This is a genomic window from Candidatus Pantoea communis, from assembly GCF_011752685.1.
GTDB lineage: Bacteria > Pseudomonadota > Gammaproteobacteria > Enterobacterales > Enterobacteriaceae > Pantoea > Pantoea communis.
This window is the reverse complement of record NZ_VWXC01000012.1, coordinates 82,396-105,935: the sequence shown is the minus strand read 5'-3', so window position 1 is coordinate 105,935 and position 23,540 is coordinate 82,396. Positions and strand designations below refer to the sequence as shown.

At 51.6% G+C, this 23,540-nt stretch carries 27 protein-coding genes; 13 read left to right on the top strand and 14 right to left on the bottom strand.

The features are described 5' to 3' along the window. Window positions 1–3: 3 nt before the first annotated feature. The gene (locus tag F3J37_RS16770) at window positions 4–1,341 is read right to left on the bottom strand and encodes a DUF4105 domain-containing protein (RefSeq protein ID WP_166934593.1); all 1,338 of its coding nucleotides are present in this window, start codon (window positions 1,339–1,341) and stop codon (window positions 4–6) included. A gap of 314 nt (window positions 1,342–1,655) precedes the next feature. Beyond that, window positions 1,656–2,543 (bottom strand): LysR substrate-binding domain-containing protein, encoded by an 888-nt coding sequence (locus F3J37_RS16765; protein WP_166934591.1) that lies wholly within the window; start codon window positions 2,541–2,543, stop codon window positions 1,656–1,658. A gap of 91 nt (window positions 2,544–2,634) precedes the next feature. On the opposite strand from F3J37_RS16765, the gene F3J37_RS16760 reads away from it, so the two are divergent. Next, a complete protein-coding gene (locus tag F3J37_RS16760) occupies window positions 2,635–3,609 on the top strand; it encodes an AEC family transporter (protein WP_166934589.1) in 975 nt (324 codons plus the stop codon). 192 nt (window positions 3,610–3,801) lie between these two features. Here F3J37_RS16760 and F3J37_RS16755 read toward each other — a convergent pair whose 3' ends face one another. Beyond that, on the bottom strand, window positions 3,802–4,485 hold the full coding sequence (locus tag F3J37_RS16755) for an O-methyltransferase (RefSeq protein ID WP_166934588.1): 684 nt from the start codon (window positions 4,483–4,485) through the stop codon (window positions 3,802–3,804). Window positions 4,486–4,553: 68 nt separating this feature from the next. Then, complete coding sequence (locus F3J37_RS16750) at window positions 4,554–5,432, bottom strand: LysR family transcriptional regulator (RefSeq protein ID WP_166934586.1); 879 nt, start codon at window positions 5,430–5,432, stop codon at window positions 4,554–4,556. 120 nt (window positions 5,433–5,552) lie between these two features. Here F3J37_RS16750 and F3J37_RS16745 point away from each other — a divergent pair, with 120 nt between their 5' ends. Next, complete coding sequence (locus F3J37_RS16745) at window positions 5,553–6,404, top strand: Vmh family MBL fold metallo-hydrolase (RefSeq protein ID WP_166934584.1); 852 nt, start codon at window positions 5,553–5,555, stop codon at window positions 6,402–6,404. 47 nt (window positions 6,405–6,451) lie between these two features. Here F3J37_RS16745 and F3J37_RS16740 read toward each other — a convergent pair whose 3' ends face one another. Both F3J37_RS16740 and F3J37_RS16735 read right to left on the bottom strand, forming a co-directional pair. Continuing rightward, window positions 6,452–7,771 carry an NAD(P)/FAD-dependent oxidoreductase gene (locus tag F3J37_RS16740; protein ID WP_166934582.1) on the bottom strand — a complete coding sequence of 440 codons (1,320 nt, stop codon included), beginning with the start codon at window positions 7,769–7,771 and terminating at the stop codon, window positions 6,452–6,454. A gap of 356 nt (window positions 7,772–8,127) precedes the next feature. Beyond that, window positions 8,128–8,649 carry a MarR family winged helix-turn-helix transcriptional regulator gene (locus tag F3J37_RS16735; protein WP_166934580.1) on the bottom strand — a complete coding sequence of 174 codons (522 nt, stop codon included), beginning with the start codon at window positions 8,647–8,649 and terminating at the stop codon, window positions 8,128–8,130. A 68-nt stretch (window positions 8,650–8,717) separates the two neighbouring features. On the opposite strand from F3J37_RS16735, the gene F3J37_RS16730 reads away from it, so the two are divergent. Next, complete coding sequence (locus F3J37_RS16730) at window positions 8,718–9,590, top strand: EamA family transporter (protein ID WP_166934578.1); 873 nt, start codon at window positions 8,718–8,720, stop codon at window positions 9,588–9,590. Window positions 9,591–9,690: 100 nt separating this feature from the next. Beyond that, on the top strand, window positions 9,691–10,311 hold the full coding sequence (locus F3J37_RS16725) for a TetR/AcrR family transcriptional regulator (protein ID WP_166934576.1): 621 nt from the start codon (window positions 9,691–9,693) through the stop codon (window positions 10,309–10,311). Here the strand turns inward: F3J37_RS16725 and F3J37_RS16720 are convergent. After that, window positions 10,299–10,520 carry a hypothetical protein gene (locus F3J37_RS16720; RefSeq protein ID WP_166934574.1) on the bottom strand — a complete coding sequence of 74 codons (222 nt, stop codon included), beginning with the start codon at window positions 10,518–10,520 and terminating at the stop codon, window positions 10,299–10,301. The genes F3J37_RS16725 and F3J37_RS16720 overlap by 13 nt on opposite strands. Window positions 10,521–10,692: 172 nt before the next feature. Here F3J37_RS16720 and F3J37_RS16715 point away from each other — a divergent pair, with 172 nt between their 5' ends. After that, window positions 10,693–11,364 (top strand): DUF3313 domain-containing protein, encoded by a 672-nt coding sequence (locus F3J37_RS16715; RefSeq protein ID WP_166934572.1) that lies wholly within the window; start codon window positions 10,693–10,695, stop codon window positions 11,362–11,364. A 63-nt stretch (window positions 11,365–11,427) separates the two neighbouring features. Here the strand turns inward: F3J37_RS16715 and yajD are convergent, their stop codons facing one another. Continuing rightward, window positions 11,428–11,775, bottom strand: a complete 348-nt coding sequence (gene yajD / locus F3J37_RS16710) for an HNH nuclease YajD (protein ID WP_034824111.1) — start codon at window positions 11,773–11,775, stop codon at window positions 11,428–11,430. A 381-nt stretch (window positions 11,776–12,156) separates the two neighbouring features. Here yajD and F3J37_RS16705 point away from each other — a divergent pair, with 381 nt between their 5' ends. The 4 genes from F3J37_RS16705 (at window position 12,157) to F3J37_RS16690 (ending at window position 13,961) form a co-directional block, all read left to right on the top strand. Further along, entirely contained in the window at window positions 12,157–12,582 is a 426-nt protein-coding gene (locus tag F3J37_RS16705) for a GNAT family N-acetyltransferase (protein WP_166934570.1), read from the top strand. Between the two features lie 64 nt (window positions 12,583–12,646). Beyond that, window positions 12,647–12,916 carry a hypothetical protein gene (locus F3J37_RS16700; RefSeq protein ID WP_166934568.1) on the top strand — a complete coding sequence of 90 codons (270 nt, stop codon included), beginning with the start codon at window positions 12,647–12,649 and terminating at the stop codon, window positions 12,914–12,916. Window positions 12,917–12,976: 60 nt separating this feature from the next. After that, window positions 12,977–13,327, top strand: a complete 351-nt coding sequence (locus F3J37_RS16695) for a DUF1304 family protein (protein ID WP_166934566.1) — start codon at window positions 12,977–12,979, stop codon at window positions 13,325–13,327. 94 nt (window positions 13,328–13,421) lie between these two features. Continuing rightward, the gene (locus F3J37_RS16690) at window positions 13,422–13,961 is read left to right on the top strand and encodes a DUF2058 domain-containing protein (RefSeq protein WP_166934565.1); all 540 of its coding nucleotides are present in this window, start codon (window positions 13,422–13,424) and stop codon (window positions 13,959–13,961) included. A gap of 15 nt (window positions 13,962–13,976) precedes the next feature. Here F3J37_RS16690 and F3J37_RS16685 read toward each other — a convergent pair whose 3' ends face one another. Further along, window positions 13,977–14,675, bottom strand: a complete 699-nt coding sequence (locus F3J37_RS16685; protein WP_166934563.1) for an RluA family pseudouridine synthase — start codon at window positions 14,673–14,675, stop codon at window positions 13,977–13,979. Window positions 14,676–14,877: 202 nt separating this feature from the next. Here F3J37_RS16685 and F3J37_RS16680 point away from each other — a divergent pair, with 202 nt between their 5' ends. Together F3J37_RS16680 and F3J37_RS16675 are read left to right on the top strand one after the other, a co-directional pair. Then, entirely contained in the window at window positions 14,878–15,360 is a 483-nt protein-coding gene (locus F3J37_RS16680) for a cold-shock protein (protein WP_166934561.1), read from the top strand. Between the two features lie 13 nt (window positions 15,361–15,373). Continuing rightward, a complete protein-coding gene (locus F3J37_RS16675; protein ID WP_058960931.1) occupies window positions 15,374–15,619 on the top strand; it encodes a DUF2543 family protein in 246 nt (81 codons plus the stop codon). Window positions 15,620–15,700: 81 nt separating this feature from the next. On the opposite strand, the gene F3J37_RS16670 is transcribed toward F3J37_RS16675, so the two are convergent. From F3J37_RS16670 to F3J37_RS16660, 3 genes are all read right to left on the bottom strand, one after another. Beyond that, window positions 15,701–16,423 (bottom strand): GntR family transcriptional regulator, encoded by a 723-nt coding sequence (locus F3J37_RS16670; protein ID WP_255464784.1) that lies wholly within the window; start codon window positions 16,421–16,423, stop codon window positions 15,701–15,703. Between the two features lie 203 nt (window positions 16,424–16,626). Then, entirely contained in the window at window positions 16,627–18,123 is a 1,497-nt protein-coding gene (locus tag F3J37_RS16665) for an aldehyde dehydrogenase (protein WP_166934557.1), read from the bottom strand. Between the two features lie 9 nt (window positions 18,124–18,132). After that, entirely contained in the window at window positions 18,133–19,032 is a 900-nt protein-coding gene (locus F3J37_RS16660; protein WP_097119095.1) for a dihydrodipicolinate synthase family protein, read from the bottom strand. A gap of 383 nt (window positions 19,033–19,415) precedes the next feature. On the opposite strand from F3J37_RS16660, the gene yddG reads away from it, so the two are divergent. Both yddG and F3J37_RS16650 read left to right on the top strand, forming a co-directional pair. Beyond that, window positions 19,416–20,330, top strand: coding sequence for an aromatic amino acid DMT transporter YddG (gene yddG / locus F3J37_RS16655; protein ID WP_166934555.1), 915 nt, complete (start codon window positions 19,416–19,418; stop codon window positions 20,328–20,330). A 294-nt stretch (window positions 20,331–20,624) separates the two neighbouring features. Further along, window positions 20,625–22,001: an MFS transporter gene (locus F3J37_RS16650; RefSeq protein WP_166934553.1), complete on the top strand. Its 1,377-nt coding sequence runs from the start codon at window positions 20,625–20,627 to the stop codon at window positions 21,999–22,001. 23 nt (window positions 22,002–22,024) lie between these two features. Here the strand turns inward: F3J37_RS16650 and F3J37_RS16645 are convergent, their stop codons facing one another. Next, window positions 22,025–23,053, bottom strand: coding sequence for a GlxA family transcriptional regulator (locus tag F3J37_RS16645; RefSeq protein WP_166934551.1), 1,029 nt, complete (start codon window positions 23,051–23,053; stop codon window positions 22,025–22,027). Between the two features lies 1 nt (window position 23,054). Then, window positions 23,055–23,402, bottom strand: a complete 348-nt coding sequence (locus tag F3J37_RS16640; protein ID WP_255478943.1) for a MarR family winged helix-turn-helix transcriptional regulator — start codon at window positions 23,400–23,402, stop codon at window positions 23,055–23,057. Between the last annotated feature and the right edge of the window lie 138 nt (window positions 23,403–23,540).

Sequence of the window (23,540 nt, the reverse complement as noted above, 5' to 3'; positions counted from 1 at the left end):
CGGTCAACGTAACAAACTGCGCACGACCATCCGTGCGCCGAGCAGTTCGACTCTTAAACGATGAATGATTTTGCGATAGCGGCTGGTTCGCTGTTGAGTTTCCAGCACACGGCGCAGCAAAATGCAGTAATCCATCACCAGTCCTGGCGTCCAGGTCATACCTTCAGCCCGGCTGCGTACCAGACTCAACAACCAAAAATCGGGATTGAGGAGAACCCAAAGACCTTTTAAACCCTTTTCACCTAACAAGCCTTCAGTGGCAACGTCCAGCGCCTGCATTACGCTGGTCGAACAGTTACGTGATGTGAGGTTATAGCGGGTATCGGTTGCATTCGCGCGCCAGTAATTGCGCAGGGCTGCCTGATTGTAATGAGTGAGAACCAGACGTTTATCGGGGCGGCACCATCTTTTGATTTCACTTTCCAGTGATGGCAGCAAACAACCCTCAACGTCGAACTCCTCTTTTGCACACAGCGTTTGCAGGAAACCGCGCAAGCTGCGCGAGACGTCATCAACCGGGTAAAGACTGATATAGAGTTCTTCACCCATCTCTAGAGATGTATGCCCGGTTGACACTTCACCGCGATGGTCAATCGCCGCTACCCAACGGTCAAACCATGGACGACGTCCGGCGACATCGCCCGAACCCAGCGGCGTCCAGATGTAGACATTGAGCGGCACACTGGCATGCCCGGCCTGCAGCGGCGGATGTTCATAATTCAATCCATGCGGCGCACGCAGCCCTTTGCGGGTAAAGAGAGGCAGTGCGGTGACACTGGTGTTCTCTGGCAGCGCATGAATTTGCGCTCCCATAAACAAGAGATTGATGCCCCATCCCGCCAGCAAAAGTGCAAAACACAGCGGCACGATCACATGCGGAGCCAGCGGCCAATGGATGGCAATCAGGAGGCTGAACAGGATTTCCGCGCATCCGAGGCTGAATTTCCGCGTCCATCGCCGACAGCGCATCAGACTGCATGAAATGACACGGAACCCGCCATCCAGTAGAAAAATCAAGGCAAAAACCAGTGAGAAGCAGAGGCTGCTATCATGCGGTGCAATGAATACCAATAGGCCAAACAGCATCAGCCCTGCAGATTTCATCAAAGGTGGCCAGGCAATGCCGGCAGGCGAATAGATTGCACTCATCGCTTCCGCCAGCCCTTCGACCGCAAGGAATACCCCTAACACATGCAAGGGGAACGATAAACTTCCATGTTGCAACAGATCCATCAGGATCCCGGCACTCGCACCAGCACACAGCAGGCCCAGCCCGGTCAGATAAGGCCAACCCGCTCTTAGCGCCGGTCCACCCATCAACAGAAATAATAGTCGCAGCAAAGGTACTCTCCAGCGGATAACACAGCTCAGCACGGTCTATAGACGCGGGCAACTAACAGGAGTTCTGTTACGCCTCGGCAATTCTGACTTCGTTTACTGATGGTTGTGACTGTGAGGGCACTCTACGTGGCGAAGATTAAAATTGGCTTAACGATAAAGTAAATATTGGCTTATTTTTTGAACAACACAATGCTGAATTTGTGGCGATTTCAGGCTGAAACCGCCACTGACTCGCGCTGCTTATCCATCTTAACTGTCTGATTTAATTCAATGTAGTTATCGCACCGCAGATGATTATGCGGCTGGCGTAGGTTTCACACTGCTGCGTGTCGTTGAATCAGCAGTTTTATAAAACTGTTGAGGCAGGGATTGCGGTTATCGCTGCTCCAGGCAACGGCAAGATTGACCTGCGGCGCATCCGCCAGCGGTTTGAAGACAATGCCGTCCATTTTGAGTTGTTGAACCGAAGAAGGCACCAGCGCCACATAGCTGGCATCATTCACCAGGCTGAGCATGGTGTGTTGCAGACGAACCTGCAGACTGACCATCGGTTCAAACCCATGCGCACGACAATAATCCATAATTACCGCGGTTAACCGGCTCCCGGCGCTGGCGGAGGTCATCACAAAAGGATCGTCGCGCAGGTCTTCGATCTGTAATTTACGACTTTTCGCTTTGGGGTGCGTGCGCGACATCGCCACACACAAAGGCTCGGTTAACACGGTTAAGGTTTGCATGCCCACGCGCGCACTCCCCTCCACAAGCACCGCTAAATCGACTTCACCGGCCAGCACTTTATCCGGCAAATCTTCGGTGACCGCCTCTTCCAACTCCAGAGCAATATTGGGGAAGTGATGGCGAATCAATCGCACATACTCCGGGATCACGCTGTGTGCAGAATACATGGTGAACCCCACGCGCAATGAACCCGATTTGCCCGCGGCGGTGTCACGCGCCAGCTGCTGTGCTTGCTGGAGCGATTCAAGTATCTTGCGCGCGTCCTGGTAAAAGCTCTCACCGGCGGGCGTCAGCATTAGCTGGCGCGTATTGCGCTCCACCAACTGTGTTCCCACTGCTTTCTCCAATGCCGCAATATGACGACTCAAGGAAGGCTGTGACAGATGCAGGCGCTCAGCGGCGCGGTGGAAATTTTTCACTTCTGCCAGCGCGATAAAATAACGCAGTGGTTTAACATCGAGCATGATTCATTTTCCGTATCAAACGCGGCCAAATTTGCTATTGGATCTGCATCAATAAAGTCACTAGAGTCCTCCAGCTTACTGGGAGGACTCTATGATAGCGACGTTTCTGATTCTTTTGCCGGTTTTCGGCTTAATTGTGGCGGGTTACGCTTGCCGCATGCTGGGCGTGTTGGGGCCGACCTCGGCGACGGAACTGAATAAATTTGTGGTATGGCTGGCGCTGCCCGCCCTGCTGTTTGACATCATGGCACACACGCCGTGGCACACCATTTATCAACCGGGATTCTTCTGGGCATTTGCCCTATCCTGTGCCGCCTCATTTGTTATTGTGTTTGCCTGTCAAAAATTCAAAGGCAAATCCACTGCCGATGCCAGCGTCGATGGCGTTGCCGCCGCCTATCCCAACACCGGTTATCTGGGTTTCCCGTTGTTGTTACTGATTTTTGGTAAAAGCAGCCTGATCCCCACCACCACGGCGACCATTGTGGTGGCGTGTATCCTGTTCGCGATTGCCATCGCGATGATCGAAATTGGTTTGCAGAGTGAACGTGAATTTCATCGACTGGCGATTAAAGTACTGCGCGCCATTTTAAAGAACCCGCTGATTATCTCACCGCTGTTGGGCGCAGCCTGTTCCAGCGCAGGTTTAACCATGCCAGGTAGCGTTGAAACCTTCCTGAAACTGCTCGGCGGTGCGGCCAGCCCTTGCGCGCTGGTGTGTTTGGGGGTGTTTCTTGCCAGTCGGCAAAAAGCCAAAGCCAGCGAATTGCCCACTGCGGCGAAAATGAGTTTCACCACGGTTGGCCTGGTCGTGGTGGCCAAGTTGGTGATGCAGCCGCTGCTGACCTGGATTTTAGCCGTCTGGCTGTTTCACCTGCCACAGGATCTCACCAACATGGCGATTCTGCTGGCGGCGCTGCCCACCGGTACCGGGCCCTTTATGCTGGCTGAGTATTATCGGCGCGATGCGCAAATCACTTCTGGCGCGATCCTCATCTCCACGGTGCTGTCGATTATCACATTGGTGGCAATCATGCACTTTATGCAGGTCACGCCTGTCACTTAGCGCGTTAGTTCGCCGCTGAGCGTTGATTTCCAGCGGCGTAAACTGTGCACGCCGCCTCTCCCTTCTCACGATACTGTTCGCAATTTGTCAGAGCTTCATGGTTCGCATCCTGCTGGGTGCGAGCCCAGTGGGCAGTGCCGACCATTTACGTTCGATGGTATTGGTTGAAAGACGTGATGAGCATTCAAACGCTTACAAACTTTTCACCACCGCCATGATCAGTCCATCCCAGCCTTTTTCGCCAACCGTCTGCAGTGCCGTGGCTTCCAATCGATTATCCTGGTTGATCATATCGACGAACTCACGCAGGCCGCTGACATTCCGATCCTCACTGTCAGCAACGACTACCGCCCCTCCACGTACCACGTTGTCTGCAATGATCACCGTCCCAACACGAGCAAGTTTCAATGCCCAGTGAAGATAGTGAGGATTATTGACTTTATCGGCATCAATGAAGATCAGGTCAAACGGCGCAGTCAGCATCGGCAAGCTATCCAATGCAGCGCCAACGATCACTTCTGCACGATCGTGTACACGTGCCAATGCCAGGTTGTGACGGGCCACTTCAGCGTGATGGGGATTGAATTCGAGCGTGATAATTTGGCCGTTTTCCGGCAGCGCCCGAGCCATCCAGATTGTGCTGTATCCACCTAATGTGCCAATTTCCAGTACGCGCTTTGCACCCGTTATCGTCACCATCAATGCCAGCCATTTGCCCTGTAATGCCGAAACATCGTGCACCGGTAAGCCCTGAGCAGCGTTATGCGCTAATGCAGCTTTCAGCGCCACATCCTCGGCTGCCAATGCGTTTGCAAAGTAATTATCGACTTGTGCCCACTGTTCGTTATGTTGCGAAGGGTAGTCGGGAATGCGCATCTTGAGTTCTCCTTGCGTGTCAGATTCTCAAGACATAGCACAACTGTATGACGTTATGCGTAATGTAATTATGAAGCCAGCTGTTGCTGCACCGCATCAAGAAACAGCCGCAGTGCGGCGGGTTGGCGTTCGCGCGACATATACAAACCATAAATGCCGAGAGTTTTTGGCGTAAAGTCCGGCAGTACACATTGCAACTGACCGTTTGCTATCCCGGCGCGCGCCTCCATTTCTGGCACCATGGCCAAACCACATCCGGCGATGGCGGCATCGCATAACACCGATGAGATGCCAGCGCTGAAATTGCCGCTTACGGCTGTGGTCAGCGCATCGCCATTGGCATCGTTAAACTGCCAACTCTGCCCGGCAAAGCGGCTGTAGTGCAGGCAGTTATGCTGGCTTAAATCCTGCGGCGTTTCAGGAATGCCATGTTTGCGCAGATAATCGGGGGCTGCACACACCACCGAAACGCATTCGCCAAGACGACGGGCAATCGCGCCCGGTTCCGGATTGTCAGTGATCCTTACCGCTACATCGATACGCTCACCTACCAGGCTAACCGGCTGATTGTTGATTTCTAATTCAATTCGCAACAATGGATAGCGTGCCAGAAATGCCGGGATCATCGGCCCCAGAATATGGGTCGCGGTGGAGTGCGCACAGGCGACACGTAATATGCCCTGCGGTTCTCCCGGTTCGCCCTGTCCGGCGATCTCATCAGCCAGACGAGCCAGCGTGCGGGTTTTCTCCAGCACTTTTTCGCCGGCCGGGGTGATGGTCAGACGACGGGATGAACGGTGCAGTAAACGTGCACCTGCCCATTTCTCCATTTCATCCAGATAACGGCTGACCATCGGCCGGGAGATATCCAGCGCCCGCGCTGCGGCGCTCAGGCTGCCTAATTCGCAAATGCGATTTAATACTGAAGCGGCTGTGACTCTGTCCATCTGCTCTCCATCTGATCGTTTTATGAAACTGATCATCTCTATTTGCGGGAATTCTAGCAGACAGCAAAATCCTTACAATGATGTACTTACCAGCCATGTTGGCACTGAAAGGAAAATGAGATGAAGATGAAGTCACTGACATTGGTGCTCGCACTGGCAGCCGGCCCGGCGTTTGCTGCCCCATTGCAATTGGCAGTTTACAATCCACAGGAACAAGGTGTGTTTCCGGTATCGTCAACGCTGATTACCGGGCCACACGAAGCGCTGCTGGTCGATGCACAGTTCAGCCCGAAAGACGGCGAGAAACTGGTGGAGATGATCAAAGCCAGCGGCAAAAAACTCACGCAAATCCTGATTACCTCAGGCGATCCTGATTTCTATTTTGGCCTCGAGCCCATCGTCAAAGCCTTCCCTCAGGTGAAAATTGTCGCAGCACCGACGGTGGTTGAGCATATCGAAGCTACCAAAGCCGACAAGTTAGCGTACTGGGGCCCGAAAATGCCGGGTGGTGCGCCTACCCAACTTTATGTACCGCAGATCACCCATCAGACTTCGTTTAGCGTGGATGGTGAACGTATTGAACTGCGCCATGCGGGGGATAAATCCGCTTATCTGTGGATCCCAGCTAATAAGGCCGTGCTGGGTGGCACCGCCGTGGCAGCGGGCATCCACGTCTGGACCGCAGATACGCAAACGCCAGCCAGCCGTGAGCAGTGGCGCAGCGTGCTCAAAGAAATTCAGCAGCTTAAGCCTAAAGTCGTGATTCCAGGACACTACATTGGCTCACGTCCGGCGGGCGATGGCGCGGTGACATTTACCCTTAACTATCTGCAGACTTTTGAAAAAGCACTCCAGCAGCACAAGGGGTCAGCAGACGTGATTGAGGCGATGAAAAAAGCCTATCCGAAGCTGCCGGATGAAAGTTCACTGGAACTGAGTGCGAAAGTGAATACTGGCGAGATGAAGTGGTAGGCAGCCAAGGGTAAAAGCCGCCATTAGTGATGGCGGCGATATCCTTCTTAAACTTCCATGCCCGCGCGGTATTGGCCCCACTTTAACACCGAGTTCACGCCAATCGAGAGGAAAGGCTCAGCTGGCGTGAGGTTTGGACCCGGTGATTGGGTGAGGAAATCGATCAGTTCGTTTTCCTCACCTGCGATCATATCGGCAATCAATTTGCCGGTTGCCGTGCCGCGCGTTATGCCCAATCCGTTACAGCACAGCGCACCATAAACATTCGGTGCCAGTTTGCCAAAGAAGCCTTCGTGGTTTTCTGACAGGCAGATCGCTCCGCTCCAGGTGTATTCAAAATCCACCTGCGGCAGCATTGGGAAACGGCGTTCAAACGATTTGCGATGGTTTTCCAGATACTGCTTAAGGTATTTCTCGCGTGGTCGTCCATCCGGATGGAAACTAAAACTGTTGCGCACCAGAATACGATTATCCACTGTGCGACGAATGGTGCTGCCAAACGGATGCGCCGGAATCACCCCCCACACCGCTTTGCCTCCTAAACGCGCTTGTTCTTCTTCAGTCAACTGACGTGACAGGCTGCCGTAAAGGAAAGTCGGTAGCAAACGGCGCTGCAGGAAACCAAAGTGCGACGCAAAACCGTTATTAGCCAGGATCAACGTATCAGCGGTGATGCTCCCTTTGTCATGCACCAATGTCACTTTGTCACCGTAGTCAATCGACGTGATGGGTGTGTACTCGTACAGCGTGACGTTCGCGGGCAGATTATCCGCCAGACCTTTTACCAATGCTGAAGGCTGCAATAAGATGGTGCCGGGAATAAACAGCGCCTGCTTGTAATAAGAAGTGCCAATGTGATCCGGCAGATCTTTACCCGAGATCATTTCGGATTCGCGCCCGATCTTTGCCAATCCGCTACGATAGGCTTCGAGAATCGCCGTGCCCTGCTCACCGACTGATGCCTGATATTTACCGGATTCGGTCATCTGACATTCGATGCCGTGTTCCTGCACAATCTGACGCAGATAGCTTTGCCCTAATGTATTCAGCTTGAGGACTTTATTCGCAATGGTGACGTCGCCAATATAATCCTTCGCGCCGATATCATGCGGTACATCGATGGCAAAACCGGCGTTACGTCCTGCCGATCCATATCCCACTTCCTGCGCTTCAATCAGCACCACTTCATCATTGGGGAAATTCAGCGCTAATTGTCGCGCAGCTGCCAGACCTGTTAAGCCTGCCCCCACAATCGCGAAGCGTACTTTTTTCTGACCAATATGCGCCGGGCGTGGCGTACGAGCGGCACTGGTATGAAACCAACCCGGCATCGAATCATCGGCAGGCAGTGAGGTGATCTTTTGCAATTCCGTTACTCCAATACACGTTTTCATTGTTTGTACTGGCGGATTGCCCGTACAACGTAGGGTTTTTTAGCGGTGTAAAGCGTAAGTATTTAATGCATTTCACGGGTATTTATCATGTATACCTGATGTATAAAGTTTTACTGAATCTCATGAAATGTTGTCAATATGATCACGATACGATTGTGTTATGGATCGCAAAAAATCGGGGGGTCAGGCGCGGGGATTAGCAAGAATGTGTTAGAGGGATCCGGCGTGCTCAACTTACGCCACAGCACCGGACCTGAATTAAATTTCGGTGGACTGAAAGGGGAATCTCCAATACACCGTCACAACGCTGACGCGTGAGAATGGGGCAATTAGCGCTGATGGGATCCTTCAAGCGATCGCAATAAACCCGACAGGTGGCTATCCAGTGCCATCAGCACTTCAGGAGAGAGCCCAGACAGAATCTTTCTTTCGTTATCCACGTGTTTTTCTACCGCACGGTCGATTAACGCCAGTCCGTCCTGACTTAATTGCACCAGCATGCTTCGCGCATCCTCTGCATTTACCTGTCGGGTAATCAGCCCTCTGGATTCAAGGCGTTTTAAGCGATGCGTCATGGTGCCCGAGGTGACCATTAGCGTCGAAAACAACTCGGTAGGACTTAAACTGTAAGGTGCTCCGGCACGGCGCAGTGTTGCCAGCATATCAAACTCCCACATGCTCAATTCAAACTCGGCAAAGGCCTCTTCAAGTCGCTGTTCAATCAGCGCCGTGCAACGCTTGAGACGTCCAATCGGCCCCATCGGGCTGCAGTCTAAATCTGGCCGCTCGCGCTGCCACTGCTGAAGGATGAGATCGACGGCATCAGATCGGGTTTCAGATGGATCATTCATTTATCTTGACTTCAAGGTAATTGGTGGACACACTTATTTTATCTTGAATTGAAGATAAAGGCAAAATGATGCAATCCTCTTTCTCTCTTTCGTACTGGCGTGACGTGATATTGACTGCCCTGGCCCCGGCTATCTGGGGATCGACCTACATCGTCACCACGCAATTTCTGCCACCCGACCGTCCTTTTACGGCGGCGCTGATTCGGGTACTTCCGGCAGGGGTATTGTTGTTGCTGTTCACTCGTCGCCTGCCCGCCAGCCGCGATATTGGACGGCTCATTATTCTTAGTGCGCTGAATATCGGTGTTTTCCAGGCACTGTTGTTTGTCGCTGCCTATCGACTGCCCGGCGGGCTTGCTGCCGTATTGGGCGCGATACAACCGCTGCTGGTGATGTTACTGGCATGGGGAGTTGAACATCGGGCGCCAGCAAGAATCACTTTATGGGCCGCGCTGGCCGGGGTTGTCGGTATGGCCTTGCTATTACTCTCTCCGCAAACAGTGTTCGAACCCGTCGGCATTGTGGCAGCGTTGTTGGGCGCGACCTGTATGGCCACAGGCGTATGGCTGACTCGCCGCTGGAAAATGGATTTGCCGGTGATGGCCCTCACCGGCTGGCAGCTGATACTGGGTGGAATATTGTTGCTACCCGCAGCCTGGCTGATTGACGCCCCACTGCCCACACTGACGCTGCCGCAGTGGGCCGCTTATGCCTATCTCTCCCTGGCCGGTGCATTTGTGGCATACGGGTTGTGGTTCAGGGGAATTGGCCGCCTGCCCAGCGTTGCGGTGGCATCGCTTGGATTACTCAGCCCGATCACCGCCGTGCTGCTCGGCTGGTTAGTGCTATCTCAGGTGATGAGCGGTACGGCTTTTGTCGGACTGGTCATCGTTTTAATCAGCGTGTTGCTCGTGCAGCGTACATCCCTTCGTGGCAATTAAGGTTTCACTCGACATTTTCCAGACGTCGAATCCACCATCCTCTCTCCTTTAATGAACCAGCCGGTTTTGTTAATATTTATCGCCGACAAAGGAGAGAGTGATGCGCACGCTAACCGAACAAAAGAGAACTGACATTATCAACGCCGCTTCAGCCGTGTTCCTGGAACAAGGATATGAGCGAGCCTCAATGGATGGCGTAGCAAAGCAGGCCGGTTGCTCGAAGGCGACACTCTATAATTACTTCGCTTCTAAAGAGAGCCTGTTTGAAGCCGTTGTCAGATGTTTTAGTACAAATTTTCTGATGCGTGCGGCTGATGAACTTAACCACCCGGAGACTCAACCCCTGTTGTTAAGTGAGAAGTTGCAGCGTTTTGGTGAAGGTATGCTGGGCGCGCTGACATCAGACTGGAAGGCTCTGCAGTTGTACAGAATGGTGGTCGGTGAAGCGGGCCATTCCGATATCGGCGCGCTTTTTCATGAGTCCGGGGTACGTGAGAGTATGAACGCCCTGACGGCGGTAATGGAGCATCACATCGCCAGCGGGGAATTGATCGGCGGCAGCCCGGCATTACGCGCCAAACAATTTTCAGCTTTAGTAAAAGCTGAAGTCGATGAACTATTCCTTCAGCGAACGTTGCCGAATTATACCAAAAGTGAGGTGACGACTATGGTGCAAAACGCCGTTTCGTTGTTCCTCAGAGGTGCCGCTCACCACATCTGAATTCTGGCTGACAGAATGAAAATAAGCGCCACCACCACAATGGTGTCGATAATCAGCAGCATCAATAAGGGTTTGCGGCGCGCCCCCCAAACCCTGACCGCATAAAAACGGCTTAGTTTTATGCCTGATTGCCATAGATAAATTAACTCCACGAGATTGCGGATGGCGCGGATGAGCAAAAATACAATTGCCGCAAATCCGGCCATCATTCCACCAGGTCTCCGGTAAACCTTTCACTCGACACTAACGTACGTCTTTCATTCACCTCTCTGCCCCCGCATCACGATGTCACACCCTGAAACCTCTTCTTGACAGATTTATGCTAACTGATATTAACTAAACCGTACAGTTCATTTATGTCTTCTATCGGAGAGTATCAAGATGAGTCGTTTGTTCAGCCCGTTGTGTCATAGCCTTGTATTAGCGGCCGCTTTTACCGCTGTCGGTTGTTCCTCCACCAGCCCGGTGAAATATGCTGGTATCGCGTCAGCATCACGCATGTCGCCGAATACGTCTGACGATAGCGATCGCATTCCCTTTCGTTATGCCGCTCCCGTAGACTGGAGCAAATATCGCAGTATCAGCATTGAACCGGTCGACATTTACAGCGGCAATGATGCGCAATTCAATGACTTGTCTGTGGATGATCGTCGTCAACTCGCTGAATATATGCGTAAGAAGTTTGAAGACGTGCTAGCGGAGAAATTCATCACCAATCCCCCTGCCGGGGCGGCTCCTGCGCTCAAATTGAAACTGACGCTGACCGGCGCCGATACCACGCCGCAAGTGATTGGTACACTCACAAAGTTTGATTTAGCCGGCGGCCCATACAATATCGTTCAGTCGGTACGTGGAGGACGTGGCTTGATGAGTGGCTACGTGAATTTCGCCGTGGAGGTGAAAGATGCGGCATCAAACGAACTCTTACTGGCGTACGTTGCGGAACAATATCCAAATGCGATGAACGTGGGTGCGACTTTTGGTTCACTTAGTGCAGCAGAGACAGGAATTGATAAAGGGGCTGAGCAACTTTTAGAGAAGTTACGCCAGTAAATCAAACGGTAAAGGCTGCCAGCCTCTGTTCGGCATGCTGGCAGCATCAATGATCAGTGCCGATTATTTCTTCTTATTTAACATCGATTTTAAATCAGCAAAGGGATTATAGGTTGCTGCTTCTACATCGTTCTGCGCATCTTCCCCGGCCACCACTCGGGTGCCGTACATGTCAGCTTCGGTGTACTTAGAGTGCTCATGGTCGTGACAAAAGAGACACAACAACTCCCAGTTACTGCCATCTTCCGGGTTGTTAGTATGATCGTGATCGATATGATGCACGGTGAGTTCACGCAGGTTGGAGTAAACAAATTCACGTGAGCAGCGTCCACAAACCCAAGGATAGATTTTTAATGCTTTCTCACGGTAGCCGCTTTCCAGCCGTGCATAGTTTTTCGGGATCAGAGCCATTGCCAATGTTACCTGTTTAGCAGAGATATTCGGGTGTTAGTGCTGCCAATATAGCGCAAAACCCTCAGCAAGAAGAGTGCGCTGTTTCCGCTGTGTTGAATCAGTGAATCCTGGCGAACCTCGAACAAGCATGACTACAATTGCCGCTGGTGTACTGTAATCCGCTGCGGGCCTGGGAAAGAGGGTTGGGGCCGCATCAGGTATCATCATGGCAAGCGTTGTTCTGGTCCTGGGGTAAAAGGGTTTGGTAAGATAACTGCATTGTGAATAGCTGTGATTTATGACGAAAACGCTAATGCAATGTCCTGGCGATGTTCGTTATTCTAGCCCGGACCTAATCATGAAATTAAAAGGCATTTAAACTGACCTACCAGGTGATTTATGGACAATTTATCTGTTGAAGTATCTGCCGTTATTGAGCCCGAACATTTACAACCCATAGATGCTGGTCTGTCGGCCTTTAATATGGAGATAGCAGGTTACAATGACCATTCCCCTCTGTCTGTGGTTATCAGGTGCAATGACTCACAAAAAGTCCTGGGTGGAATACTTGGTCGCACCTATCTTGGGATGCTGTTCATCGATCTGGTGTATTTGCCCTCAGAACTGAGATCGAAAAGTTTAGGAGAAAAACTTCTTACACATGCTGAAGAAGAAGGCAGAAATCGAGGCTGTATTTCCGCTTTTCTCTATACCATTAGTTTTCAGGCTCCTGAGTTTTATAAAAAACACGGCTGGGAGGAGTTTGGCCGCATTGCCTGTCTACCGGAAGGCTCAAGTCGCATATTCATGAAAAAAACGCTTTAGAAGCTTGGTACACATTCGCGACTGCTGATAAGTTGCTGTTACCTCTTTTGATAAGGAATATCGAATGCCTGAATACTGTTTTTATAAAAAAAGAAACCAGATCGCGGCGCTGCAAAAGTCAGATAATGTGAGGGCAACTCTGTTAACCCGTCAGGGATTCGAAAAACAGTTTGAAGAAGTCAGCGCGGCCGATGAAAAGGCAGCACTTTCTCGCTTTGATGACATCCGTAAAGAAAAACGCATAGACCAGCACAATTTTCGGGCGGGGGCTATAACGATGCCGTTCATTGGGGTTTTAACCGCCATCACTAGCCTTTTTTTCCGCAAAAAATAACCGGCGCTAATCTGGCTTAAACTTTCTATACATCTAAAGAACACTCAATTAAGGAATTCCGTGTTAGCCAATATCCTTGTTGCTCTCGTCGCCGTGATTCATATCTACATTCTGGTGCTGGAGATGTTTCTGTGGGAGACGAAAACCGGCCGGAAAGCCTTCAAACTCAGCGTCGACTTTGCGCGCGAAACCCGAGTGCTGGCGGCCAATCAGGGCCTTTATAACGGTTTTCTGGCGGCGGGTTTACTCTGGGGGTTATGGCTGGGAGAAAACGGTGTGTCTGTCACTCTGTTTTTCCTCATCTGTGTGTTGATTGCCGGAATCTTCGGCGCGATGACCGCCAGTCGAAAAATTCTCTATGTGCAGGCCCTTCCCGCTCTGATTGCCTTGCTGGCATTACTCCTGCGCTGATACGACGATTTATCAGGATCTCGAACCTCGCCGTGATCAGCCTTCGTATTACAGGTATAATCCGGCCAGGTTTTAACGGATTTTAGAGACGAAGATGACAAAACTCACTTTACAAGAGCAGATGCTCAAAGCTGGATTAGTTTCCACCAAGAAAATGGCCAAAGTGCAGCGCACTGCCAAGAAGTCTCGTGTGCAGGCACGTGAAGCTCGCGAAGCGGTGGAAGAGAATAAAAAAGCGCAAATTGAGCGTGATAAGCAGCTAAGTGAGCAGCAGAAGCAAGCCACTTTGTCCAAAGAGTACAAAGCACAGGTTAAGCAACTGATCGAAATGAACGCGATCACCGTTGCCAAAGGGACGATTGATTTCAACTTCACCGATAGCAACTTAATTAAAAAGATCAGTGTGGATAAGACCACGCAAACACAGTTGATCAATGGCCGTCTGGCGATTGCGCGCCTGGCTGCGGATAGCAGTGGCGAAAGCAAATACGCGATTATTCCCGCCAGCGTGGCTGATAAAATTGCCCAGCGTGACGCAGATAGCATTGTGTTGAACAGTGCATTGAGTCAGGAAGAGCAGGATGAAGACGATCCGTACGCGGACTTCAAAGTGCCGGATGATTTGATGTGGTAATGAATGCCGCCCGTGTCAAAACGGGCTGGCATGACGCGCAGTGATGTTCTCCCCGCTAATGGGATGGACAAAATGCAATTCACTGGCGTGCAGCATCAGCCGGGGTGTTTTTTCCGTACCCGGCTGCAGCAATCCTCCATACAGATCACAGCCAAGAATCGGATGGCCCAATTGCTGGCAATGGATACGCAATTGATGGGTGCGGCCCGTCTCTGGCAATAGCTGCACCCGCGTAACCGGCAATAACACGCCATTATCCCCTTCACGAGTTAAGCGTTCTATTACCTGATAGCACGAACGCGCAGGTTTCCCCGTCTCGGCACAAATCGACATCAACGGAAACAGCGCCGGGTCTTTTGCTATCGCGGCGTCAATCAACCCTTCATTATGGTTGAGATGTCCGCACAATAGCGCCGTGTAAATTTTAGTCACGCTGCGCTGGCTAAACTGCTGGCACAACAAGGCGTTGATCGCTTTGTTGCGCGCCACCACCATTAATCCGGATGTCCCGAAATCGAGGCGATGCACTAAGGTGCAGCCGGGGAATAACTTCACCAACCGGTGATGCACGGAATCCAGATTTTGCGGATTTTTACCTGAAAGGCTGAGCAGCCCCGTGGGTTTATCGATCAATACCAGATGCTCATCCTGATAGAGAATCGAGATCTCTTCAGAACACGGCGGAGCTATAAAGGTATCGTTAATGGTGGACATCGGACTGCCAGGCTGGGAAGTGGGAGCGGATGATAACCAATTTTCAGCGGGCTGACGAATTTTGCCCTCTTCTCACAGGCTCGCGCTCGCACAGCAGAAATTTATCGTCCAGACTTACAGCAAAGGCGTAGTCTGCGCAGGCAATGTGCTTTACACTGCGCGCTGCAAAAAACTGATTAGATTAACGATTAAGTAGGCGGTAATGGCGATGAACGGAACGATCACAACCTGGTTTGAAGACAAAGGTTTTGGATTTATCAAAGATGAAAACGGAGACAACCGTTATTTCCATGTGATTAAGGTCGCCAACCCTGATCTGATTAAAAAAGACGCGGCAGTGACGTTCGAACCGACCACCAATAACAAAGGTTTATCGGCCTTTTCGGTGAAAGTAATACCGGAAAGCAAATACATCTTTATCGCCGGTGAGCGTCTGAAGCTCACATCGATTAAATCCTTCGTGGTTTACAGTGAAGAAGAGCCGGTTGATACCCGCATTGATAAAGAAAACACCGTACTGTCGGTGGGCCTTCTGATGAACAACATCAAACCTAAGACTGACGTTAAACCTGATGAAATGCGCTCAGTAAAAAAACTGGCGGTGACCACTTTCCAGGGGACGACGCTGATCTTTACTGAAGATGAGATCGACATTGATGCCGCAGTGAAAATGCTCAAAGTTTAAAGGGGAGCTGATAATGAATAACAATATTCCACTGAAGTATTATGACATTGCCGAAGAATACGCGTCGGAATCTGAACACGATGTGAGCGAAGCAGAACTCGATGCACTGGCGCACTACTTCCAGCTGTTACTGACTCGTCTTAGCAATAACGAAGAGATTAGCGAAGAGTCGCAGCAAGAGATGGCCCGTGAAGCGGGTATTCAAGCGGTGCGAATCGATGAGATTGCCAATTTTTTGAATGAATGGGGCAACGAGTAAGCCCTGTTGTTTAAAAATACTCTGCGCATTTCAAGGCGGCCATAAGGCCGCCTTATCGTATCAAAATCGACAACCCTGAAACTACAGCTTATCCCCTTCCTGTGACTGCACCAGATCGTCCGCTTTTAACCCCTGCGGCGCGATAAAGATTTCCATATTTTCGCGTGACAGTTCCCAATGTTCGAACACCAGATCCACCACCTTCTGCTCATCACGCGCTTCAATCGCGCTGATAAAGGCATCATGATGTTCGGCAGCTAACTGCAGGCGCCGTTCCATGTCTTCATTTTGCGGGCGGAAGAAGGTGTGGCCGATGCGGCAATGGTCTATAAGTAAGCGCCCCAGGCTAGGCTGTAAATAGGGATTGGCAGCCATCTCGCCCATGATCTCATGGAAACGATTGTTCTCCAGTGCCAGCGCTTCGGCATCACGCGTCTGCACCGCTTTACGGAAGCGCTTTTGCGTCTCTTTCAGCGATTTCAGCTGGGAAGGTTTAAAATTCTGTACCGCCAGGCGACCGGTAGCGGCGTAGATCATCGGTGCGACGAGGAAGAAATTGCGCAATGTGGAATGGCTCATCGGGATGACGCGCACGCCGCGTTTTTCGACGATTTCTAAGTAGCCCTCTCCTGCCAGTCGCTGGAAAACTTCACGCACAGGCGTGCGAGATAAACCGTATTGTCCCGTCAGGCTGGCTTCATCCAGCAACTCGTCTGGGTCCAGTTCCATGGTCAAAATTAGGCGTTTTAAATCTTCGTATAACGCTGCTTTTCCCGATCTCAAAGTGACCTCCTGTGATGACATTCCGCATGCGATTCCTGCTTAACCTACAGAAAAAGTGTGTATACAGCAAAAATAATTATGGGATATTTTTTGCATTCTGCGGTGGATCACAGAAAAGGGAATGATGATATTACAAGGAGTTACAGAAGAAAAAAACGAGTCGTCATCTGCAGAGAATTATCCTATTTCCAGGGCATACCCGCCATCCGTGGCGGGCATTAAGCTTACTCAGCAGGCACATCAATCCAGATGGTTTTCAGCTCGGTGTACTGATCAAGTGCGTATACAGATTTATCACGTCCACCAAAACCAGACTGTTTATAACCACCAAATGGCGTGGTTGCATCACCTTCACCGAAACAGTTAACCGTCACCGTTCCCGCACGCACTGCACGTGATACGCGAATAGCACGGCTTAGTTTGCCAGTGTAAACCGATGCCGCCAGACCGTAATCAGTGTCATTTGCCAGTGCAATGGCTTCGGCTTCCGTTTTAAAGGTGGTGACACACAGCACCGGCCCGAAGATCTCCTCGCGGAACAGTGCGCTTTTCGGCGTCACGCCATCCACAATGGTCGGCTGCACGTAAATACCGCGATCGGTGAATCCGCCCTGAATGATGCGTAATCCTTCTTTGCGCGCGGTTTTCAGATAGTCACTGACTTTGCAGAAATGATCGGTGGTGATCATGGTGCCCAGACGATTCTCTGGATCCAGCGGATTGCCCATGCGCCATTCACCGATCTGCTCCGCGATCTGAGCGAGCAGTTTATCCTTAACCCCTTCCTGCACCAGCAGTCGGGAAGTTGCAGAACAGTTTTCACCCATATTCCAGAATGCGCCGTTTAACACATTGGCGGCAACGCTGGCCAGATCTTCGGCATCATCGAACACCAGCGCCGGGTTTTTCCCGCCGCATTCCAGCACAATCTTCTTCAGATTCGATTCCGCGGAATAGTGCAGGAAACGGCGTCCAGTCGCCGTTGAACCGGTGAAGCTCACCATATCAATATCAGGATGCAGGCCGATGGGTTCCCCCACCTCTTTCCCGGTACCGGTGACGATGTTGAGCACGCCGGCTGGAATACCCGCTTCATGCGCCAGTTCAGCCACGCGCAATGCCGTTAGCGAAGTTTGCTCCGCCGGCTTCACAATCACCGAGCAGCCAGCAGCCAGCGCTGGGCCGATTTTCCACGCCAGCATCAGCAGCGGGAAATTCCATGGCAGCACGCAGCCCACCACACCCATCGGCTCACGAACGATCATCGCCATCGCCCCGTTGCCGGTCGGCGCGGTCTGGTCGTACAGCTTGTCGATGGCTTCCGCATGCCAGCGAATCACGTGAATCGTCTCTGGCACGTCCACTGCCAGGCATTCGCTAACCGGTTTGCCGCTGTCGAGACTTTCCATTACCGCCAGTTGCGTGACTTCGTTCTCCAGCAAGTCAGCCAGCTTGAGTAATACGGCTTTGCGCTCGCCGGGATAAAGCTGGCTCCAGCTGCCTGACTCAAACGCGCTACGTGCGCCCTGTACCGCCAGGTTCACATCCGCGCTTTCACAAGCAGCGATGTGCGTCAGAATCTCACCCGTCGCAGGATTGGTGGTCTCCAGTGTTTTGCCGGAGACCGCCGCAGTAAAACGTCCGTTAATGAACGCCTGATCCGGGAACCGCAGTTCTCGCGCCACGTTCACCACATCGCTCAGCGTTTGTACCTGTTTCATGCGCACTCCTTAAAGCACTGCAACGGCTGCCACATTGCGTTTCACACCGTCGATCACGGCCTGCAACTGCGCTTTCTCTTCTTCTTCCAGTGCCTGCAGCGGTGCGCGCACCGGGCCTGCTTTCAGGCCTGCCAGTTCAGAACCGTATTTAATCGACTGCACAAACTTGCCACCATCAAGGAAGTTCATCAGTGGCATCATCGCAGCCATGATCTTACGTCCTTTATCGAAATCTTTTTCCACGACGCAGGCGTTGTATAACGCGACGTGCTCACGTGGAATGAAGTTAGAGCCCGCACACACCCAGCTACGCGCGCCCCAGGCGAAGAATTCCAGCGCCTGATCATCCCAACCACAAGAAAGCGCGATGTTCGGGAATTGACAGGCCAGCAGATGCAGATTGTTGAAGTCGCCTGAACTCTCTTTAATCGCCACCACATTTTTCGAACGGCTCACTTCGCGGAAGTAAGTTTCTCCCATGGAGATGCCCATACGGCCCGGATAGTTGTACAGCATGATCGGCAGCTGAGCGGCCTTGTCAACGGTCAGCGCATGGTGGGCGTTTTCCAGTTCGGTTGGCAGCGCATACGGCGGTGACGTCACCAGAATGGCATCGGCTTTATGCTCACGAGCGTGGGTTGCAAAAGCCACCGCGTCTTCAGTGCGAATCGCGCCAGTACCCACAATCAGTGGCAGACGGTTGCCAATCACTTTACGTGCATGTTCAACCAAAGACAGACGCTCTTCCGCGCTTTGTGCATAATACTCACCGGTTGATCCACCGATGATAATGCCGTGCACGCGCGCTTCGATCAGCGATTCGAGGACGTTGGCGAACGCCGCGAAATCAATGCTGCCATCTGCTGCGTAAGGGGTAATTGCCGGGGTGTAGATACCTTCAAATGTCATCACGAAATCTCCAGGTGAATTCAGGACCAAATGCAACGCCGTATGGTTGCGTTTGTTAACAATTTGCATATCGCATGGAGAGAGGTCAATCGGGATAAGTTTTTTGTATACGTGAAAAATACAAAGGAAATACTGTTAGATGGAACATTCCTACCAGGAATTAATTTATATTCATTATTAATCAACAATTTAAATTATTTTTAGTGACGTAATAATTTTCTAAATGAATTCAGATAACGATCACATTCCATAACTATCGTCCCCTTTGAAGTATTTACACTGTGCGTCAGGCGGCATAGTTTTATGCTGGTTTTAACCTGAATTTAACAGGTAAGCTTGCACCGGCATTTCAGGTGAACATTGTGTAGAAGAGGTAGCGGGTGATGCCCCAAAAGAAAGCGACGCTCATAGGTTTGATTGCCATCCTGTTATGGAGCGCGATTGTTGGATTGATCAAAAGTGTTAGCGAAGGCTTCGGTCCGATCGCTGGGGCGGCATTGATCTACAGCTGTAGTGCCATATTGCTGCTGTTCAGCGTGGGATTTCCCAACCTGAAAAAATTTCCCCGCCGCTATGTGATTATCGGCAGCGTGCTGTTTGTCTGCTACGAACTTTGCCTGTCGCTCTCACTCGGGTTTACCCATAGCGGACGGCAAGCGATTGAAGTGGGCATGGTGAATTATCTATGGCCAAGTATGACGATTGTGCTGGCGGTGATTGTTAACCGGCAAAAAGTCAGCCCGCTGATTATTCCTGGTGTGATTTTAGCCGTGGCAGGAATATGTCGCGTACTGGGTGGCGATCAAGGATTTTCGCTCAGTGAAATGACGAACAATATAATGGAAAACCCGCTGAGCTATGGCCTGGCATTTACCGGCGCCATCATTTGGGCCATTTATTGCGTGGTCACCAAAAGAATTGCCAACGGTAATAACGGTATTACGCTGTTCTTTGTTTTAACAGCATTAACATTATGGGTTAAATACCTCATTTCGCCGCAACCCGAATTTGCACCCTCTTTTAATACGTGGATTTCACTGGCGCTGGCGGCGATGGCAATGGGATTCGGTTACGCGGCGTGGAACGTCGGCATTTTGCATGGCAATGTGACGGTATTAGCCGCCGCCTCTTACTTTATCCCGATCATTTCATCGATTTTAGCGGCCTTTATTCTCAGTTCGCACCTTACCCTGTCGTTTTGGCAAGGCACGGCGATGGTCAGTCTTGGGTCGTTAGTCTGCTGGTGGTCAACACGTACCGTGGTTACCAAAAGTGTCAGCAGTAAGATTTCTGAATAACGCTTCGGGAGGCATGGTCGCCTCCCGCAAAAAAGCCACATCAAAATGATAAAGCTCTCAGTTGTATTTATCCGACTATCCTGCACCGGAGGAAATGATATATGAAACAATCCCGTTAGCGTTATCGATGCACTTCTTTTTTAATTTCTGTTCTGAATAACATTTTAATCACCGCTACAGGTTTAAATTTATCTGGCGTCCTGATGATGTTAAGCACCCATCGCAGATTGTGCTTAATTCAGTCGCATTGGCGTAGTGAAGTTCCCTCACGCCGAAAAGAAACAGGAGTAAAACATGTCCAATAACATGTCTGTTGAAGATGTTCCTATCAGCCGTTTCCACCGCTTATTAACGGTGCGCTCAGGCGGCGGCTCTTTCGTCGATGGCTATGTGCTCAGTATTATTGGTATAGCCATGACGAAAGTGTCGCCGGCCTTGGGTCTCAGCCCATTATGGGAAGGTCTGATTGCGGCTTCCGCCCTGATCGGGATTTTCTTTGGTGGCTTCATGGGTGGCGTACTGACCGATCGCCTGGGTCGCCGCATGATCTACTTCGTCGGCCCCACCCTCTTTATTGTCTGTTCGCTGGCGCAGTTCTGGGTACAAAGCGGAGAAACGCTCTTTGCCTTACGCTTTATGACGGGCGTCGCCGTGGGCATTGAATACCCGGTTGCTACCGCTTTTCTGGTTGAGTTTATGCCGAAGAAGTCGCGCGGCCCCTGCCTCGCCACGCTCACCATTCTGTGGTTTGCCGGGGCGGCCACCGCGTATCTGGTGGGTGAAGCTTTGCTGAATTTTGGCGGTGTAGAAGCATGGCGTTATACGTTGGCGAGCACCGCAGTCATCGGCGCGCTGCTCTTCATTGTCAGAATGGGCACACCTGAATCACCGCGCTGGCTGATTAGCAAAGGACGACATCAGGAAGCAGAAGCCGTTATCCGCCGCGTCTATGGCGACCGCTTTAGTCTAAAGAACCTGCCCCCACAACCTGAAAACAATCACCTGTCATTCGGTAGCTTGCTGCATTCCGGTTATGGCAAACGCATGGCGTTTGTGACCATTTTCTGGACCTGCTCGGTTATTCCGGTGTTCGCCGTATATGCCTTTGCACCCAAAGTTTTGCAGGCGCTACATCTCAGTGGTGATTGGGCATCTTACGGTTCCATCGCCATTACCTTGCTGTTCGTGGTGGGCTGCATGATCGGCACGCGCCTGGTGAACTCACTGGGACGCCGTAAGTTGCTGTTGCACAGTTTCTTGTGGTCAGGTCTGGCACTGCTGTTACTCGGTGCCTTGCGTGATGGCCCTTCAATGATCATCCTGCTGATGTTTGGTGCTTACGCCCTGTTTATCGGCGGCGCGCAGGTGCTGCAGCTGGTCTATCCAAATGAGATCTTCCCGACTGAAATTCGCGCCGGAGCCGTCGGCATTGGCACCTCAATGTCGCGCATTGGCGCGGCGGTGGGAACATATCTGGTGCCGATTTCACTGCAAACCATCGGCATTGGTTCCACGATGTACATTGCTGCAGGCATTACATTTATCGGTCTGATCGTGTCGTGGTTCCTGGCACCGGAAACCGCATCGCGCAATCTGGATGATGCGGCCTCACTGGAGGAAGAAAGACCAGCGCCATCCGTTTCTGGCAAACTCTCTAAGCATTCGCACTAAGTAAAAAGGGGCCATTTCGGCCCCTACTCCTTAACCAATCTCTCCACCACACGCCGCCGTTTACGAAAGGAGCTGGGCGTTTCGCCATACTGCTTACGGAACCAGGCAATCAAATGTGAAGCATCGGCAAATCCTGTCGCAGTGGCAATCGCATTGATGCTGTTGCTGGAGTCCGCCATCAACTTGCGCGCCAGCTCCAGCCGCATACGTCGCCAGTAGACAGCCGCCGAGTAACCGGTGCATTTGGTGAAAATCAAATTGAGCTGGCGGAAAGAGACGCCTGCGAATTCGGCTACATCGGCCAGCGGAACCGGCGAATCGAGGTGATGTTTCATAAATTCGATGACCTTATTCACCAGCTCGTTTTCATACACATCCGGCTCGTTAAGCGTGTTCTTTTGCTGTGTCTTTTTGACCGGTGCAGCGGGCTCTTCCACCAGCAAATACTTTAAGACCTTCTGTGAACGCACTAGCCCACAATGCTGGCGGATCAGATCGGCAGCGAGATCGATCGCCGTGCCGCCGGGGCAGGAAATAATGCCACCATCCTTGATGTAGGTCTTGTCGATGACCGGGATCGCTTTCGGAAATCGCAGGCGAAATTCATCACGCGTGGTGAAATGAATGGCGCAATGCCGCCCATCCAGCAGGCCTGCGTTGCCAGCGACAAAGGCGCCGCTACACAGCGTGATGATGGGAATATTACGCGCATGTAAGTCGCGAAGTGCCTGTAACAGCCACGGTGGCGACTGGCGTGTTTCTTCCAGTAAGCCTCCCGCCAGCACAAAGTAATCCCAGTTCTTGCTGAAATCGAGGTCAGCCGTAGGCGAAACCGGTAGTCCGCAGCTGGCTGTGATCGGCTGGTTATCACAAGTCATCCATTCCCAGCGACAAAAGATCTGGCGACTGGTAAACGATTCGTCTGCCGCAAAACGCAGTGACTCTACCAGCCCTGCGACGGAGGCCAGGGTAAAACTTTTCATCAGCAAAAAGCCGATGGTGAGATCCGGTTTCGGTTCGCCAGGTTGCTCGGCGAAAGCTGTTTGCGGCATGTTATTCAGGTTCCTGCAATCCACCCAGTTTGCTTAATAAGCGCTTCAGATCGGCGATATCCTGGCTGTTGAGGCCGGTGGTGATCATCTTCTCCGCGCTTTTTGCCTGCTCAATCATACGATTCAGCATCACTTCCCCTTCTGCGGTCATCGACACCAGTTTACGACGACGGTTGTTCACATCTGTCACTACATTCAGCAAACCGCTTTTATTCATGCGATCAATAACATAGGTGCCGGTGGCTTTATCAAACCCGGCACGCTGACCCAGCGTTTGCTGATCACAGGCTGACTCCTCAGCCAGTACCACCAGAATCGCGTATTGCACGGCTGACAGGCCGGTATCCACACATTGAGACCAGCAAAAAGTCGAGTGTTGTCCGGCACGCCTTACAAGGTGCATTAACGAACAATCGCCGTGCGGCCACAAGGGGGCGGCAAGAATTAAGTCAGGATTTTGTGACATCGGTGCACTTGACTCCTTAAA

Bases quoted from the DNA above. Each gene is read 5' to 3' on its own strand.
- F3J37_RS16765 (WP_166934591.1), bottom strand. From the start codon at position 2,543: ATGCTCGATGTTAAACCACTGCGTTATTTTATCGCGCTGGCAGAAGTG.
- F3J37_RS16760 (WP_166934589.1), top strand. From the start codon at position 2,635: ATGATAGCGACGTTTCTGATTCTTTTGCCGGTTTTCGGCTTAATTGTG.
- F3J37_RS16755 (WP_166934588.1), bottom strand. From the start codon at position 4,485: ATGCGCATTCCCGACTACCCTTCGCAACATAACGAACAGTGGGCACAA.
- F3J37_RS16750 (WP_166934586.1), bottom strand. From the start codon at position 5,432: ATGGACAGAGTCACAGCCGCTTCAGTATTAAATCGCATTTGCGAATTA.
- F3J37_RS16745 (WP_166934584.1), top strand. From the start codon at position 5,553: ATGAAGATGAAGTCACTGACATTGGTGCTCGCACTGGCAGCCGGCCCG.
- F3J37_RS16735 (WP_166934580.1), bottom strand. From the start codon at position 8,649: ATGAATGATCCATCTGAAACCCGATCTGATGCCGTCGATCTCATCCTT.
- F3J37_RS16730 (WP_166934578.1), top strand. From the start codon at position 8,718: ATGCAATCCTCTTTCTCTCTTTCGTACTGGCGTGACGTGATATTGACT.
- F3J37_RS16725 (WP_166934576.1), top strand. From the start codon at position 9,691: ATGCGCACGCTAACCGAACAAAAGAGAACTGACATTATCAACGCCGCT.
- F3J37_RS16720 (WP_166934574.1), bottom strand. From the start codon at position 10,520: ATGATGGCCGGATTTGCGGCAATTGTATTTTTGCTCATCCGCGCCATC.
- F3J37_RS16715 (WP_166934572.1), top strand. From the start codon at position 10,693: ATGAGTCGTTTGTTCAGCCCGTTGTGTCATAGCCTTGTATTAGCGGCC.
- yajD (WP_034824111.1), bottom strand. From the start codon at position 11,775: ATGGCTCTGATCCCGAAAAACTATGCACGGCTGGAAAGCGGCTACCGT.
- F3J37_RS16705 (WP_166934570.1), top strand. From the start codon at position 12,157: ATGGACAATTTATCTGTTGAAGTATCTGCCGTTATTGAGCCCGAACAT.
- F3J37_RS16700 (WP_166934568.1), top strand. From the start codon at position 12,647: ATGCCTGAATACTGTTTTTATAAAAAAAGAAACCAGATCGCGGCGCTG.
- F3J37_RS16690 (WP_166934565.1), top strand. From the start codon at position 13,422: ATGACAAAACTCACTTTACAAGAGCAGATGCTCAAAGCTGGATTAGTT.
- F3J37_RS16685 (WP_166934563.1), bottom strand. From the start codon at position 14,675: ATGTCCACCATTAACGATACCTTTATAGCTCCGCCGTGTTCTGAAGAG.
- F3J37_RS16680 (WP_166934561.1), top strand. From the start codon at position 14,878: ATGGCGATGAACGGAACGATCACAACCTGGTTTGAAGACAAAGGTTTT.
- F3J37_RS16675 (WP_058960931.1), top strand. From the start codon at position 15,374: ATGAATAACAATATTCCACTGAAGTATTATGACATTGCCGAAGAATAC.
- F3J37_RS16670 (WP_255464784.1), bottom strand. From the start codon at position 16,423: ATGTCATCACAGGAGGTCACTTTGAGATCGGGAAAAGCAGCGTTATAC.
- F3J37_RS16665 (WP_166934557.1), bottom strand. From the start codon at position 18,123: ATGAAACAGGTACAAACGCTGAGCGATGTGGTGAACGTGGCGCGAGAA.
- F3J37_RS16660 (WP_097119095.1), bottom strand. From the start codon at position 19,032: ATGACATTTGAAGGTATCTACACCCCGGCAATTACCCCTTACGCAGCA.
- yddG (WP_166934555.1), top strand. From the start codon at position 19,416: ATGCCCCAAAAGAAAGCGACGCTCATAGGTTTGATTGCCATCCTGTTA.
- F3J37_RS16650 (WP_166934553.1), top strand. From the start codon at position 20,625: ATGTCCAATAACATGTCTGTTGAAGATGTTCCTATCAGCCGTTTCCAC.
- F3J37_RS16645 (WP_166934551.1), bottom strand. From the start codon at position 23,053: ATGCCGCAAACAGCTTTCGCCGAGCAACCTGGCGAACCGAAACCGGAT.